Raw genomic sequence first — 15,592 nt, forward strand, 5'->3', positions numbered from 1 at the left:
CATTCTAAAAGGCGTATTGATTTATGACTAATAAAGGAAAAGATAAAAAATCATCATCCTTTACCTTATTTCCAGTGACACAACAAAATGGAACGGTGGTGTATTATGCCTCTGATTTTTCCCAGGAGTTAGGCTCTTCGGTTTATAAGGGACATCAATGTACATTGATCGACAATGAGCCTATTGATTTAAAGCCGCGGCGCGTGAATAAAGAAGAACTTATCATTGATGAAAAAAAGCCTGTATCAATAAAGCTTTATGACGACAAACAACACCCGTCTCCTTTTCAATTTTATGCATCACAGAGAGCGCGCTTAAATATCGAAGGCCGAGATGTGCTTATCATGGATTATATTGATGGGTTTCATATTTACCCAGATTCCAGCGACAATCCGGAACTAAATCAACTCACTTTTTTTCAGGCGGTCGATGTGTCTTGGCAATTAATTCTAAGACTCAATCACCTTCATTATAATAATACCAGCGGCCCTTCCATTGTTCATGGTGACATCCATGGTGAGAATGTCAAAATAAAAATGAATGCCATCATAGATGCTGAAGAAAAAAGATATAAATTTGAGGTGTCCTACTTAGATCTCGATTATGCCAAACGTATTATTGGAAGGCCGCAAATCCCTCAAGGGACTCCAGAACATATCGCCTTGGAAATACTTCAAGGCGACTATTCTGAATCCAGTGATTTTTTTGCATTAGCACCGCTTTTATTGAGTATCTTTGGTGCGAAAAATCCCCTAAAAAAAATAATTGAATTCAGAAATAAAAATCCAGATATGAAGTCAGATAAACTAATAAGGGCTTTTCGTGAGCTTGGCTTTTGTAGCGAGGGGCTCTTTGAGCATTTTGATAACAAACCGAACCCATTTATTTGTGAGTTGATAAAAAAATTTATCCTGCAAATGGGCGAAAAGAACAAGGAAAATCGCCCCTCACCTGATGCAATACTTGAATTTTTTACTGCATTAAGGCAATTGCTCCTCATCGATGAAGGTGCTGAAAACGATAAAGATTGTTTTATCTTGCGGCTTTGTATCGCTGCCAAAAAGGATAATTGGCTAACTGAGAAAAAATATCAAAACTTATTTTTTAATTTGGATGAATCTTTGCAAAATAGATTAATTACTTTGATGAACCCGAGTCAATGCGTTTTTCTTTATAAAATTGCTCAAGAAAAACAAGCACCTGCCTCACTTGTAAATCAATTAAGACACCCTATCGCTGCTTATCTAACCGAATATATTCATTTTTTAGAAAGACCATCCTATTCAAGATTGCTTTTCTTTTCTTCAATAACACAACATGATCTACAATGGTTACTTAACTGTTATGAACAGAATGATCCCGCAGTTTTCTATTCCGCAAAACATGAAAAACAAAGAAAAAAGCTAGAATCCTGCACTGAAAAAAACCTAGCACCTTTCATCTCCATTATTGCTGAAGGAATTAAAAGCGATCTCTACCTCGTCCCGTCCTGACATCACTGATAAAATAATATGAAATTGAGGCATTACTGATGACCTATATTTTCCCGGGCTTTTCTGCCTGTACTAGTGAATATCCGATTTAAATTGATACTCCATAGAAAACACTTCCTGCATTAGTTCAGCGGATTTTTCTTGTCAGATCCTGAAGTTAATGCCGCTTCAGATTGATTATCCTCTTCAACTACAACTTCGACTTCGGCTTTTCTTTTTTTACTAGCTTCCGGGGTACTTAAAACTCCCAAATCGCTTTTCGATAATAAAGTGGGGGTACTCGCTTTTTTTCTCCAGCCAAATACATTAATGTTTGAATCCTCTTTTAAATTTTTCGACATCTCAAATGTGACAAAATTTTGCGAAGCTTTGGCACAATGATTTTTAAAAGCGTGCTTACAGGATTCTTTTCCTAAATCCAATAGAAGATACTTTGAAGGTGAGTCTTCTAACTCCTCAAGCCTTTCCTTCTCCGTTTTTTGAAACCAGTCGCGTATCCCAATATCATCAAGATCTGGTGGATAAAAAGCAAATTTATTATAAACGGCAAGGGAATCTGCTGTTGGACTGACGGACATATTAGTCTGCCCTGTATTTACGAAAAAATTAAAAGCCTGCACCATCATTAAGTTAGCAAGTCCTTTACAGCGATAATCTTTACTTACAAATAGACTATATAATTGGGATATATTTTCTGAATTTTGGATTAGCCTTAATTCTATAAAACCAATAACCTTGCCATTATCTCGCAAAACAAGCATTAAATCACATCTCTTGCCATCTTTATGGAGCAATTTTCCATTTTTGTTAAATAGCTCAACCGTATCATCCTCTAATTTTTCCACCTCTTCATTTTCAAAATAAATTTCTGCCATCGCACTTTCGTGCCTCACGTAATTAAAGAAGTCCAAAAAATCTTTTTTATTAGGATAATCTAGAACATAGTGCGGTGTACTCAATGGAACGACATTATCATCTGCTTTTCCTTCCATAATTGATACCTAAATTACGATCACATTGTTTAATTATAATTCTGTTGGAGCATATATTCAACAGAAAAATCAAACCGTAGGTACCTTAAATCGTGGTGGCATAAAATGAGACGGATCAATGTTCCAATTAAGTCACCCTAAGAAAATACAAAATTAGTATACTTTCTGAGGATATGATCATTGCTCCATTGGTATATACTTAAATGAATCCAGTTGTTTTTTCTACTCATTTAATAAAAGTAAATACGCGTCTTAAAAAAGGGGGAGCGTGTGGAAAACAAACAATGGCAGTCGCTCTGGTATGTGCTGATGATTTTTTGGATGATTATCCTGTTCCAGAACTTATTTTTCGCCTCACATCCTGTCAATATTGCTTACAGCGATTTTATCACTCTTTTAAAAGCAGATAAGTTAGATAATGTTCTACTCGATGAAAGCTACATTACCGCCAATGTGAAAACTGAAGGTTTGGTAGGATTACTCCCTGAAGATAAATTAAATGAAATAAAAAAATATGGTGGTAAAGAACCCCAAATCACTACCGTACGAATTAATGATCCCTCTTTGGTATCGACTCTAGAAGCCGCAAAAGTAAAATTTAATGGGCAAGCTGAAAATAAATGGATAACCCTGGTGCTATCTTGGATTATTCCTGCTCTGCTTTTTTTTGCACTGTGGAGTTTTTTGTTAAAACGTATGGGCTCAGCTGCTGGTGGTGTCTTGGATGTTGGGAAAAGTAAAGCCAAAATGTACATGGAAAAAGAAACCCATGTATCATTTCAAGATGTTGCTGGAGTAGATGAAGCAAAAGCCGAGCTTATGGAAGTCGTCGAATTTCTCAAAAATCCGCAACATTATACGCGTATAGGGGCGCATATACCCAAGGGAGTACTTTTAGTTGGGCCACCAGGAACAGGAAAAACACTGCTCGCACGAGCTGTGGCGGGTGAGGCTGGCGTGCCATTTTTTTCAATTAATGGGTCAGAGTTCGTAGAAATGTTTGTTGGTGTTGGGGCGGCGCGAGTCCGAGATCTCTTTAATCATGCCCGAGAAACAGCACCAGCAATTATTTTTATCGATGAACTGGATGCTTTGGGCAGAGCACGTGGCGCTTATCCTATTGCAGGGGGTCATGATGAAAAGGAACAGACCTTAAATCAGTTGCTGTCAGAAATGGATGGTTTCGATCCCAGTGAAGGATTAATTCTCCTTGCTGCAACCAATCGCCCGGAAATTCTTGATCCCGCATTATTACGTGCTGGACGTTTTGACCGCCATGTATTAGTGGATCGACCCGAGAAAAAAGGTCGCATAGAAATTTTGAATGTTCATCTGAAAAAAATAAAACAGGCTCCGGATGTTGATCCCGAAAAAATTGCTGCTTTAACCCCAGGTTTTTCCGGTGCTGACCTGGCGAATCTCGTCAATGAAGCAGCTTTGCTCGCCACACGCCATAATGGAGACTCGGTGTGTATGGATGATTTTACTAACGCAATAGAACGCATTGTAGCCGGATTAGAGAAAAAGAACCGTTTACTCAATCCTGAAGAACGTAAAGCGGTTGCCTATCATGAAATGGGTCACACGTTGATCGCACTCTCCTTACCCAATGTCGATCCAGTGCATAAAGTTTCAATTATACCGCGCGGAATAGGCAGTTTGGGTTATACCATTCAACGCCCTACAGAAGACCGCTATCTCATGACGGAAGAAGAATTAAAAAATAAAATGATGGTGCTTCTTGGAGGCAGAGCCGCTGAGTTTGTAGTTTTTGGCCGCTTTTCAACTGGAGCAGCAGATGATCTCGCTAAAGCAACGGATATTGCCCGCAGCATGGTCATGCGCTATGGGATGGATAAAGAACTGGGACCAGTAACCTACCAGAAAGAACACTCTACCTTCCTGGAGCCTCCTATGGTTCATAACGAACGTGACTTTAGTGAGGAAACTGCGTGCGAGATTGATGCAGCAGTTCGCAAAATTATCCAATCTGCATTTAATGATGCCGTGGATATTATAAAAAAACGCATCAAGATTTTAGAAAAAGGGGCAACCTTGTTATTACAAAAGGAAACTCTAAATGAGGACGATTTAGTTGCATTGAATATTAAGTAATACTGAACAGTAGCCTAGCTGCAGTACAACATGAAATTCCCTTCTCCCCAAGGGAAGAAGGTGCCCGTCAGGGCGTATGAGGGTATTAATCACAATTTATGTCCTCTCACCCCTACCCCACAAATGGGAGAGGGAATTTTTAACTGCATCATTCATTGCGGCATCAACTGTTCCTAGCTTAAAGGGTGTAACGCACTCGTTTTATCAAAATGAATTAATCCATCAAACTGATAAGGCAAGTGTGTAAAAAAATAATGACTATAACGTTCAGACTTCGGCAAATAAACCACACCTATGGCACGTTGTAGGCGAGGAATATTTAAATAATGCTCGAGTTTCTTATTATCTAATAAATTTAAGAAAAAATTCTTGTATTTTAGATGATGAAATAATTCCTCATAACTTCCTGGTAAACCAGGCTGTACTTGTTTTTCCTCCCCGGGTTGCCCCCAATCCGATGCAGCCATAACCGTGCCTTCATAAGTCGAAAAACCAAGAGAATAAGAATGCGTATCATATTGTTCGCGTACTAATTGCCCCAGGTTGAACTCTTGACGCTCCCCCATCTCAGTGGCCCGTGAATCACCCACATGTGAGTTATGTGCCCAAATAATAATTTTAGCCGGTTTCTTGAATCGGGTTTCCAAATGATCAGCTAACACATTAAGTGTTTCTGCCATATGTTGATCTCGGATATTCCAGGTAGAAACCCTTCCTTCTAACATGGAGCGATAATAATTTTCTGCATTTTTTACCAATCGGGCATTTTGAGTTGCAAAAAAATAGGCATCCTCAACCACTATCCCATCATGATGCAGGTATTCAAACGCACGATGTTGTAATTCAACTAATTGAGCTACTGCTTCACGGATACAAGCCTTTTTTATCCCAGCATTAATTAAATAGCCATACATTTGCGGATCTTGATTCAAATGATCAAAACACGCATAACGCTGCTTTGCACGTTGTGCTGCTTCAGGGTCGATTCTGTTTAAGAAATCAATCACAGCTTGCATGGAGGCATTTAAACTATATAAATCAAGACCATAAAACCCAATTTTTTGTGCTGCAGGTAAATTGTCATTGTATTGACGTAACCAACTTAGAAAGGGTGGAAGAGTAGTATTTCGCCACATCCAAACAGGGAAACGCTGAAAATTATCCAGAGCCCGCCCACTAGAGGTTACGCTTCCTTCACCTTGTAAATAACGATGGACACGATGGGCATCAGGCCAATCCCCTTCAATCGCAACGGCCATAAATCCATGCTCTTTTATAAGACGCTGAGATATTTTAATACGTGTCTGATAAAACTCATGCGTTCCATGGGATGCTTCACCAATCATCACAAAACGCGCATCTCCTATTTGCTCTAGCACCGCATCATAGTTTTCGTTTTGGGCTTCCAGCGGAATTACTGAATCATCGAGTGCATCAATTAGCTTTTGTAACGCGTCCCTATTCATAAAAGCCTCCTCAACTCACGCATCCCGGTATCACAATAAATCTCCAGGTAAGGTGCTCGGGATTGCGGAGCAGTATGACGTTATTTTATCCAACACAATACTGGTCAAACCATTTTTTTGCTAAATCCGCTACCTCGCTTAATTTTCCAGGTTCTTCAAATAAATGGGTTGCCTCAGGAACTATTTTCAATTTTGTGGTGCAGTTCATCTGCGCCATCGCTTGTTGATTAAGCTCAATAACCTCATCATCATACCCCCCTACAATAAGTAAGGTAGGTGTTTTGACTTGAGGTAAATAATTTCTGGCCAAATCAGGCCTGCCACCTCGGGATACAATCGCATGGATGAACTTAGGCTTCTGTGCTGCTGCTACAAGTGCTGCCCCACCTCCTGTGCTTGACCCAAATAAACCGATAGGAAAATGATATGCCGCTAATTCATCGGTACACCAATGAACGACATCAATGAGTCGAGAAGCTAATAAATGAATATCAAAACGAAATTCGCGAGTCACATTATCAATAATGTCTTCTTGTGATGTAAGCAGATCAAAAAGCAACGTCGCGTATTTCCCTTCATTCAAAGTGCTTGCCACATACTGATTGCGACTACTGAATCGACTGCTACCACTGCCATGCACAAAAATCACAAGCCCTTTAGCTTCTTCAGGAATAAATAAAAAACCGTTGATATAGACATTTTTACTTGGAATTGTCACGGGATGTTGAATGTCAGCAGTATAGGTATTCATGAGCATTCCTTTTCCTGAGCCTATCATTATTTCAAGTATAGACGAGTAAATAGCTCAGAATTTACAGGCTAGAGTCCTGAGGGATTTAAAAAATGAATGCCGTATACTGTTCATGACATAAACCAATAAACTAGACCACCGCTTGTGATCATACACAGTAATAATAACGTAGATTGCAAAGCAAAACGTACAGGAGTTAAGCTCCATAAAAGCGCAATTTTAGATATAAAACTCGCACCGATTGCAGCATACAGCATCAAACAGGCTTGATCGAGTTGCACCTTTTCTCCCAAATAAAGTAAGGCAGTTGCTAAAGAGATACCATGAATTTCAAGCAACCCTCCCAGAAATGAAATCAATAAAATCCCATTCATTGAAATGATGCGTTTTGCCATAGCTACAAGTACTAACAATAATCCAATAAGAATCGAAGTTCGCAATATTGATAACAAATTCAATGGAGAAGAGAGTAGCGTAAAATCATGTTTTGCTTTTTTTTGATTATGAAGCAAAATCACTGTCAGTAGAATTCCTGTACTTATCATCGCAATGAGTGGTCCAAGAATTGAAACCAGTAACATGGGTGAAGCGACAAAAATGATAATAATGACATCAACAAGCATTGCCACTGTGGCAAGCAGACCCGAAGCTAAAATAGCGGGTACCGACTGAGGGTATCTCTTTAAGGTGTTGTGGACTTGGGCAAAAACTAAAGTACTCGAAACCAATCCCCCCATAAAACCACTTAACGGGATACCTAGACGTTCGCCAAATAGATGAATGGACACATAGCCACATAATTGAATGCCGCCAACCGTTGCAATCAACAAGCCAAAAGCTCTTGGATTAAAAAACTGCCAGGGATCAATCGTACGATCAGGAAGAAGCGGCAAAATCCCCAAAGTAAAAATAACCAATACAATGACCGTTTCCATTTCATGGGGCTTGAATTTTTTCCGCGCCAAGAGATGAAGTCTTTTTCGTTCAATAAGTATGAGTAAAATAATCGCACTCAGGGTAATTGCTACTAAAGGCAAGTGAGGTACCATATAACCAAGACAAAAAATAAGGCCTGCCGTAATTTCTGTTAAAGCACCAATATTACTGTTCATCCGCTGATTCGCACTGATTTGAAAATAATTGAGCAGTAAAATGGCAAACACAAAAGTACTTGCAGTAACCGTAAGCCCGGGTTGGTTAAGGGTGGCAATTAAAGTTCCGAGAATTGATAATAAGGTGAATGTTCTAACACCAATAAATTGCGCCCCCTCCGGATGGCTGCGCTCACGCTCAATCCCGATCAGAAAACCGATCAAAAGCGATATAATAAATGATGTAAGTATCTCTAACATAAAGCAACTCTTCCCTGGGTCTATTTTATAGGTTCAAACCACGTTCCAGGCATTGGCGCGTATCAAACTAAATTGAAATCTCCTTAATAAATGGATTATAGTACATCTATCTCACTATTAAGTAATTGAATTAACGTTTAAAAATGAGGGGAACTTATTCATGGATAATAGAAATCCCTGGGCTTTAAACGTCCCTATTGATTCTTTTTTCTTTGACTGTGATGGGACCCTCTCCCTTATTGAGGGGATTAATGTGTTGGCAACGATGAATGGCGTCGCCCAAGAAGTACACCAAATTACAGCACGATGCATGGGAAAAACCGGCATGACACTCGATGATTATCGACAGCGATTGACTTACGTTCAACCCACACTCAAACAAGTAGAGGAACTGGCAGAATGTTATAAACGACATACAGCTCCTGGTGCCCAGGAGCTCATTCAATTATTGCGTCGTTTACATAAAAAAATTTATATAATTTCCGCAGGGATCAAAGCGGCAGTGGTTCCATTTGCGCAAACTTTAGGAATTCCTCCAAGTCATGTGCTCGCCGTAGACGTTTATTTTGATGAAAAAGGGAACTATCAAGGATTTGATGAACAAAGCAATATGACCCAAGGCAATGGTAAAACTGTAGAAATCGCCTCCGTACTGAAGCCCGGTGAACACTCCTTATTAGTTGGTGATGGAGTCAGTGACTGGGAGGCTCGAGAAACAGTTACCCGATTTATTGGTTTTGCTGGACTAAGCCCTAAAGAGTGGGTGAAAAAGCATTCCAATTTTTATATTTGCTCTACAAGCTTTTACCCAATAATTCCTTTGGGGCTGACGCAAAACGAGTTGAATCAATTATCGTCACAAGACTATGCTTATTATGAAAAAGGACTTACGGATATTTACAATTCTGTTGTTTTGATCAAGGGGAATGACCATGTTTACTATTCAGGTTCTTGATAATATATCACCGCAAGGCTTAAGTTTATTTCATCCTGACCTTTATCAATTAGGTCTAAACCCTATTGATCCTGATGTTATTCTAGTGCGCTCCCATAAATTGCATGATCATCAGTTTGACAAAAATTTAAAAGCAGTAGCTCGCGCTGGCACAGGTACGGATAATATTCCTGTTGAGGCTCTTACCCAATTGGGTATTCCAGTATTTTATGCTCCTGGAGCAAACGCCAACGCCGTCAAAGAACTGGTGATGGCAGCCATGATAATGGGCTATAGGCATTTAGATGAAACCCGCACTTTTATTACCGAATTGTCAAAAGAGGACAATCAGTTATTAAATCGAGAAATAGAAACTAAAAAGAAGAAATTTATTGGACATGAGATTTCAGGTAAAACGCTAGGCGTCATAGGATTAGGTAATATCGGTGTTAAAGTAGCTAATGCGGGACTGGCTTTAGGAATGAACGTATTGGGTTTTGATACCAATATGACCCTAACTAATGCACTCGCATTGATGCCTGGAGTTGAAAAAGTAATGGATATGAATGAATTGCTTATTAATGCTGATATCATTACTTTACATATCCCTTTAAATACTGCGACCACTCATTTAATCAATGAAGAAAATATTGCCCTCGTAAAACCTCATACACTTTTACTTAATTTTTCACGCGAACAAATAGTAAGTGAAGCAGCCATTTTGCAACAATTGACCAGTCAGCGCCTCATGGGCTATATCACCGATTTCCCAACCATTAATTTGGCGGGACACCCTAATGTCTTATGCTTCCCCCATCTGGGAGCAAGCACTCAGGAAGCGGAGCAAAGCGCGGCTGAAATGGTCATCCGCAATATCTGCAATTATTTGGAATATGGAATCATTGAATATTCGATCAACTTTCCCAATATATCTCTCTCTACTTCCCAAGTATCTAATTGTTACCGCTTACTGGCGATTAATGAAAATACCCCTGGAGCTATGGGTAAAATCACTCAGCACATATCAAAACTTGGATACAATATTGAACAAATGGAAAATAAATCCCGTGGACCAATTGCTGTGAACCTTATTGATATATCAGGTGCCAAAGAAGACCTAACCAAGCTGTGCGATCAATTGAAGCATATTCCCAATTTAATGAATATACGACTGGTCTCGAGCTATCAAAAATAGTAAGCCATCACCCCATGCGTGGCAAGGAATCTCCCTTCGTAACTCAGTACTACAACTTAGGCCTATCTCATTTTGCTCTTTGCGTTTTGATACCCCAAACTCAAACCATTGGGGAGTCAAAAGAGCAACATAAAAACAAGGTTTCTGATAAAAAAGTGTTTAATTTTTGAAAAACACCATTTTCTTTACTAAACTTCTAAATGTTATTCCCTTATTTAAGATATTTTTACTCTATTTTATAAGGATTGCTGTGCATAATATTGAGTTACTCGCCATTCGTGATAACAAAACAAATGGCATGGCGGTTTGTTTAAAGCCAAGAATTCCATACATTATTACCCCATCTTTGGTTCATGAGGTTCGAAAGTTACAAAATAAAATAGCGGAGCGATACTACACCTCACCATGGGATGGAATTTATTATATCCTTTGGTATTTACATTATGATACCGCACCTTGGAAGGGGCTAGACTTTCATTTTATCCATGAAGCATTGCTCAGCCATCATGAGCGCAAAATGGAGCATTACATTGAAAGTGTATTTGAATTGTTGTTTATTAATTATGTAGGTTTTGGCCTTCCCTTAATTAACTGTTCTATCATAAACAGGAAACTCAGCGGAATTTCAAAAGATTTCTTCTATGTCAATCGCATCAACTTCATAAAGCGGTATAAAGAGTTAAATTGCTCTGACTTGAATCAACCGTCTTTTCGTAAATTAAACTTTAATTCTGAAATAAAAAAAGCCTCATTTCCTCTTAAAATTTATACGCGTAATAATTTTTATTGTTTTGATTCTATTAATTTAAATTCAATGAAAAAAATTCTTGGCTCACATCGTTATACTCCCATAGACCAGCCACAACAAAATGAAATAAAACGGATATTCCATCAACTTAGCCAGGAAACAATTACAAAAATATATCAATTAGCATCAGAAAAAATCAATTTAATTGAACGTTTTGCGCTGATTCAATCGTTACAAAATGAATCGAGGTGAAAGCAAATTTATCTTATCACAATCCTGTATCGAGTAAGTTGGGCCCAAGCTCAACCTACATCACATGCTAATCCGGTCTACCATTTAAATCGCAATAGAGTATAATATGAAAAAAATTTATACAGGAACAATGAATTAATGTTTGGACTGAATGACAAAGTAGGCAAATCTTTTTTTAAGGATGCGAAATCCGATGAGCTCTTTGTGACCAGTCGTTTTTTTACCTTACAGGGAGAAGGACCATTTCGGGGGCATCCTGCCTATTTTATTCGATTAGCTAAATGCAATTTGGCATGCTCATTTTGTGATACTTATTTTGATGCCGGCGAATGGCTTGATTTTAACTCCCTGTTGGAAGAGGCGGATACAGTCATACAGGCTTTTTTTCAAAAACGTAATCTTGCTACCCCTTCTTGGGCGCAAGGACTTAATAAAAAAATGATCCTGGTAATTACTGGAGGGGAACCTTCATTACAACAGAATTTATCTGCATTTTTAGAAAAGGCCCAACCCTATTTCCAACATACTCAAATTGAATCCAATGGTATTACCATTCTTCCTGATCTCCCTCGATGCACGACTCTGGTCGTTAGTCCTAAGTGTCTGGAAAAAGAGGGTAAAATTATTCGATATCTGAAGCCTAATAGTAACATGTTGGAACGAGCAGATTATTTGAAATTTGTCTTGTCAGCCCCCGAAGATAATCAATATACACCCTATAGTGAAATACCCCAATGGGCGCATGAATGGGCCGAAAAAACAAAAAAACAAGTCTTTGTCAGTCCCATGAATAGATACCTGAAAGAACCTCAGCGTGCGCAAGCGATTCGCGATAAAGGGCATGATCTTACTTTAGCAGAGCGTTCTGAAATCAACGAAGTAGTTAGTTTTTGGGAACCTGGCCTGTTAAATCTGGAAAAAAATCAACGCAATCATGAATATGCAGCAGAATATTGCATGAAATATGGGTTTATTCTCAACTTGCAAATCCACCTCTTTGCAAGTTTGCCCTAAGTTAATAGAGTCCGTAGCCCGGATTAGCGCAGCATAATCCGGCTACAAAATTCTTTTTAATCGTTGTCTACCATATCATGACCACAACATGTTGGTGATTTAATTTGTCCGCATCCATTAGGGCATTTTGCTACTTGAACATTACCTTTATCCTTTTTGACCACATCACTAACTAATAGTGCATTGCATTTACTGCAGGTTAAATTTTTCACTCCCATTCCACATTTATGGCACTTGTACTCCATTACAAACCCTCCTAGTAAAATAAACTTCTTGTGATCTACAGAGATAAATTATGAACTTTTAAAACTGAAGGTCACTTGTGGTTTACCCTAATAATGCGGCATGTAATGCCTCATCAATATGATGTTCATCAAATACTTGCACACCATGTTCTATCAAGAGTGCAGTAGTTACGCCATCCCCTTGCATCAACGTACGTGAAAATGTTCCATCATAAATCATCCCCGAGCCACAAGAAGGGCTCCGAGCTTTTAAAATGGCTACACGTATTTTATGTTTCTTTACTAACTCCAGTGCTTTTTGTGCCCCTCTGAGAAAAAAATCAGTAACATCCTGATTATTAGTTGTTTTTACTAAAGCATTTTTCTTTAATACTTCAATACCCGATTGTTTCTCTTGAATCTCAGCTGGCGGTCTTGGTGTGGGTAATCCACCGGCCATTTCCGGGCAAATTGTGATAATGTTTCCCTCTTCAAGCCATTGCTGCAACAACGGATGATTTTGCAAACAGTCTCTGCCGTCATAACGAACTTTTTGGCCAAGCAGACAAGCACTCATCAGTATTTTGGGCATAAAAAACCTCTGGTTTCATCAATATGTTGAGAATTCCCTTCTTACTTAAGGCGGCATGTTCCTGAGGGCCCGTTCACTCATTTTTACCCAACGTAGTGCGCATTAATCAGGGCACGTGGGCGATCAAAATGGCTTTTTATAGCTTAAGTCTCCGCAATCTAAGTGCATTAAAAATCACAGAAACAGAACTTAATGCCATCGCGCTTGCGGCGATGATAGGATTAAGTAATAGTCCTGTTACCGGATACAGCACCCCAGCAGCCAACGGAACGCCTAATCCATTATAAATAAAAGCAAAAAATAAATTCTGCCTTATGTTACTCATGGTAGTACGGGATAGATGATGCGCTTTAACGATACCACTCAAATCACCATGCAGCAGAGTAATGCCTGCACTTTCAATTGCAACGTCCGTCCCCGTACCCATTGCAATACCAACATCGGCGGTTGCCAAAGCGGGAGCATCATTTACCCCATCACCAGCCATGGCGACAACAAGGCCATTCTTTTTCAATTCACTGACTACACGGCGTTTATCTTCAGGCATAATTTCAGCAATCACCTTGTTGATTCCTAATTGCTTCGCAACAGATTGTGCTGTTTTTTGACTGTCCCCGGTCAACATGTAGATCTCAACCCCATTTTTTTGCAGCGCATCGATAGCCTTAGGGGTACTGGGTTTTATTGGATCTTCAACTGCCAAAATAGCGACTGTTTCACCCGCGATAGCCATAAAAATTACTGTTGCTCCTTGGGCACGTAATTCATCAGCTCGTTCAATAAGTGAGGTTTGAGCACTTCCATATTCCTGCATCAACTGCAGATTTCCAAGTGCAACAGGGGATTCATTGACCTTTGCAATAACCCCTTTCCCAGGGATCGATTCAAAATTCATTGCTGTACTTAGTGGCAACTGTTTTTCTTTTGCAGCAGCAATAATTGCATGAGCCAGTGGATGCTCACTATGATGTTCCATGGTAGCTGCTAAAGTGAGTATTTCATCCGTTTCGAATTCTTTATCCGTAATAATTTGGGTTAGTTTGGGGCGGCCCAACGTCAGCGTACCTGTTTTGTCGACAACAAGTACCTGAACCTTTTCCATTTGTTCGAGTGCTTCGGCATTTTTGACCAATACTCCATTCTGCGCCCCTTTGCCCACACCAACCATAATGGACATCGGTGTTGCTAAACCTAACGCGCAAGGACAAGCAATAATGAGTACTGAAACTGCGGCAAGCAAGGCATAGCTCAATGTAGGTTGAGGACCAAAGAAAAACCAAATGAGGAATGCCAATACTGCAATGACAATCACTGCAGGTACAAACCAACCCGAAACAATATCAGCTAAGCGTTGAATGGGGGCACGGCTGCGTTGTGCTTCACTCACCATACGTACAATATGCGATAGCATGGTGTCACTGCCAATATGTTCTGCCTTCATCACGAAGCTGCCATTTTGGTTAATAGTCGCACCAATCACCTTGAATCCCGCCTCTTTGCTTATGGGCATCGACTCCCCAGTCACCATTGATTCGTCCACATAACTATGCCCTTCGAGTACTTCGCCATCCACGGGAATTTTTTCACCAGGCCGAACCCGAAGCTTATCCCCAACCTGAACCTGCTCTAGGGTTACTTCCTCTTCATTGCCATTTGAGTCAATTCGCCGCGCACGTTCAGGAGCTAAATTCAATAAAGCTCGAATCGCACCGCCTGTTTGTTCTCGAGCTTTCAATTCCAATACCTGTCCAAGCAACACCAAAGTGGTAATCACGGCAGCGGCTTCAAAATACACATTGATTAATCCTTGATGACGAAAAGCAGCGGGAAAAATACCTGGAAATACCAAAGCAATGGTACTGTAAATCCAGGCGACGCCTATTCCCATGGAAATGAGGGTAAACATATTCAGTTGACGTGTTTTCAATGAGAGAATTCCACGCTGGAAAAAAGGTAAGCCACACCATAAAACTACAGGTGTAGCCAATACAAATTGAATCCAGGCGGAACTATTTGCCGAGATCAAATCTTGGAACATGTGCCCGCCCATTTCGAGTATAAACACCGGAATACTTAAAATAAGAGCCAGCCAAAATCGATGCCTCATACTTTTGTATTCAGGATTTTCTTGTTCTGCTGAAACCGTTTCCGGTTCTAAAGCCATACCACAAATTGGACAGTTTCCGGGTCCGGATTGACGAATCTCCGGATGCATAGGACAAGTGTAAATTCCAGTTTTAACTCCATGTGCATCTGGAGCATGGTGCTGATGCATCTTATCGTGTTGGTGACACCCTTGATGAACATTTACTGGTTCCGAACGATGTTCCTGATGTTGATGTTCGTGCTCACAATGTCCGTGTTTCATCTTTCACTGATCCTTTATCTATGCCATGTACTCTAGTGCAATCCCTCAGCCCTACCCCTTTCCCACAAGTGGCAGAGGGGAGTTTTATAATATGGG

General features: G+C 39.8%; 13 protein-coding genes. 6 read left to right on the top strand and 7 right to left on the bottom strand.

What is annotated here, in order from left to right; genetic code table 11:
• The first annotated feature begins 23 nt into the window (after window positions 1-23).
• The gene (locus tag ACF8MK_RS00810) at window positions 24-1,493 is read left to right on the top strand and encodes a hypothetical protein (protein ID WP_392537772.1); all 1,470 of its coding nucleotides are present in this window, start codon (window positions 24-26) and stop codon (window positions 1,491-1,493) included.
• A 122-nt stretch (window positions 1,494-1,615) separates the two neighbouring features.
• Here ACF8MK_RS00810 and ACF8MK_RS00815 read toward each other — a convergent pair whose 3' ends face one another.
• Window positions 1,616-2,485 (bottom strand): GNAT family N-acetyltransferase, encoded by an 870-nt coding sequence (locus tag ACF8MK_RS00815; RefSeq protein ID WP_392537773.1) that lies wholly within the window; start codon window positions 2,483-2,485, stop codon window positions 1,616-1,618.
• Window positions 2,486-2,755: 270 nt separating this feature from the next.
• On the opposite strand from ACF8MK_RS00815, the gene ftsH reads away from it, so the two are divergent.
• On the top strand, window positions 2,756-4,600 hold the full coding sequence (ftsH, locus tag ACF8MK_RS00820; protein ID WP_392537774.1) for an ATP-dependent zinc metalloprotease FtsH: 1,845 nt from the start codon (window positions 2,756-2,758) through the stop codon (window positions 4,598-4,600).
• 173 nt (window positions 4,601-4,773) lie between these two features.
• Here the strand turns inward: ftsH and ACF8MK_RS00825 are convergent, their stop codons facing one another.
• The 3 genes from ACF8MK_RS00825 to ACF8MK_RS00835 all read right to left on the bottom strand — a co-directional run bounded on the left by ACF8MK_RS00825 (window position 4,774) and on the right by ACF8MK_RS00835 (window position 8,169).
• Window positions 4,774-6,066: an erythromycin esterase family protein gene (locus tag ACF8MK_RS00825; protein WP_392537775.1), complete on the bottom strand. Its 1,293-nt coding sequence runs from the start codon at window positions 6,064-6,066 to the stop codon at window positions 4,774-4,776.
• Between the two features lie 85 nt (window positions 6,067-6,151).
• Window positions 6,152-6,817: a dienelactone hydrolase family protein gene (locus ACF8MK_RS00830; RefSeq protein WP_392537776.1), complete on the bottom strand. Its 666-nt coding sequence runs from the start codon at window positions 6,815-6,817 to the stop codon at window positions 6,152-6,154.
• Window positions 6,818-6,927: 110 nt separating this feature from the next.
• Window positions 6,928-8,169 (bottom strand): MgtC/SapB family protein, encoded by a 1,242-nt coding sequence (locus ACF8MK_RS00835; protein ID WP_392537777.1) that lies wholly within the window; start codon window positions 8,167-8,169, stop codon window positions 6,928-6,930.
• Between the two features lie 160 nt (window positions 8,170-8,329).
• Here ACF8MK_RS00835 and ACF8MK_RS00840 point away from each other — a divergent pair, with 160 nt between their 5' ends.
• The 4 genes from ACF8MK_RS00840 (at window position 8,330) to ACF8MK_RS00855 (ending at window position 12,312) form a co-directional block, all read left to right on the top strand.
• Window positions 8,330-9,124, top strand: a complete 795-nt coding sequence (locus ACF8MK_RS00840; protein ID WP_265704982.1) for an HAD-IB family phosphatase — start codon at window positions 8,330-8,332, stop codon at window positions 9,122-9,124.
• Window positions 9,102-10,298, top strand: coding sequence for a 3-phosphoglycerate dehydrogenase family protein (locus ACF8MK_RS00845; protein ID WP_392537778.1), 1,197 nt, complete (start codon window positions 9,102-9,104; stop codon window positions 10,296-10,298). The genes ACF8MK_RS00840 and ACF8MK_RS00845 overlap by 23 nt, the downstream gene beginning before the upstream one ends.
• Before the next feature lie 250 nt (window positions 10,299-10,548).
• Window positions 10,549-11,298, top strand: a complete 750-nt coding sequence (locus tag ACF8MK_RS00850) for a hypothetical protein (RefSeq protein WP_392537779.1) — start codon at window positions 10,549-10,551, stop codon at window positions 11,296-11,298.
• Between the two features lie 138 nt (window positions 11,299-11,436).
• Window positions 11,437-12,312, top strand: a complete 876-nt coding sequence (locus tag ACF8MK_RS00855) for a 7-carboxy-7-deazaguanine synthase QueE (protein ID WP_392537780.1) — start codon at window positions 11,437-11,439, stop codon at window positions 12,310-12,312.
• Window positions 12,313-12,368: 56 nt separating this feature from the next.
• Here ACF8MK_RS00855 and ACF8MK_RS00860 read toward each other — a convergent pair whose 3' ends face one another.
• The 3 genes from ACF8MK_RS00860 to ACF8MK_RS00870 form a co-directional block, all read right to left on the bottom strand.
• Window positions 12,369-12,524, bottom strand: coding sequence for a hypothetical protein (locus ACF8MK_RS00860; protein ID WP_392539003.1), 156 nt, complete (start codon window positions 12,522-12,524; stop codon window positions 12,369-12,371).
• Window positions 12,525-12,639: 115 nt separating this feature from the next.
• Window positions 12,640-13,128 (bottom strand): DUF523 domain-containing protein, encoded by a 489-nt coding sequence (locus ACF8MK_RS00865; RefSeq protein ID WP_392537781.1) that lies wholly within the window; start codon window positions 13,126-13,128, stop codon window positions 12,640-12,642.
• A 136-nt stretch (window positions 13,129-13,264) separates the two neighbouring features.
• Window positions 13,265-15,496: a copper-transporting P-type ATPase gene (locus tag ACF8MK_RS00870; RefSeq protein WP_392537782.1), complete on the bottom strand. Its 2,232-nt coding sequence runs from the start codon at window positions 15,494-15,496 to the stop codon at window positions 13,265-13,267.
• Window positions 15,497-15,592: the final 96 nt, after the last annotated feature.

It is taken from the genome of Legionella sp. 227, from assembly GCF_043161935.1.
Classification (GTDB): domain Bacteria; phylum Pseudomonadota; class Gammaproteobacteria; order Legionellales; family Legionellaceae; genus Legionella; species Legionella sheltonii.

What these genes read in the sequence shown, in the direction of transcription:
- ACF8MK_RS00810 (WP_392537772.1), top strand. Translation starts at nt 24, where the DNA reads ATGACTAATAAAGGAAAAGATAAAAAATCATCATCCTTTACCTTATTT.
- ACF8MK_RS00815 (WP_392537773.1), bottom strand. Translation starts at nt 2,485, where the DNA reads ATGGAAGGAAAAGCAGATGATAATGTCGTTCCATTGAGTACACCGCAC.
- ACF8MK_RS00825 (WP_392537775.1), bottom strand. Translation starts at nt 6,066, where the DNA reads ATGAATAGGGACGCGTTACAAAAGCTAATTGATGCACTCGATGATTCA.
- ACF8MK_RS00830 (WP_392537776.1), bottom strand. Translation starts at nt 6,817, where the DNA reads ATGAATACCTATACTGCTGACATTCAACATCCCGTGACAATTCCAAGT.
- ACF8MK_RS00835 (WP_392537777.1), bottom strand. Translation starts at nt 8,169, where the DNA reads ATGTTAGAGATACTTACATCATTTATTATATCGCTTTTGATCGGTTTT.
- ACF8MK_RS00840 (WP_265704982.1), top strand. Translation starts at nt 8,330, where the DNA reads ATGGATAATAGAAATCCCTGGGCTTTAAACGTCCCTATTGATTCTTTT.
- ACF8MK_RS00845 (WP_392537778.1), top strand. Translation starts at nt 9,102, where the DNA reads ATGTTTACTATTCAGGTTCTTGATAATATATCACCGCAAGGCTTAAGT.
- ACF8MK_RS00855 (WP_392537780.1), top strand. Translation starts at nt 11,437, where the DNA reads ATGTTTGGACTGAATGACAAAGTAGGCAAATCTTTTTTTAAGGATGCG.
- ACF8MK_RS00865 (WP_392537781.1), bottom strand. Translation starts at nt 13,128, where the DNA reads ATGCCCAAAATACTGATGAGTGCTTGTCTGCTTGGCCAAAAAGTTCGT.
- ACF8MK_RS00870 (WP_392537782.1), bottom strand. Translation starts at nt 15,496, where the DNA reads ATGAAACACGGACATTGTGAGCACGAACATCAACATCAGGAACATCGT.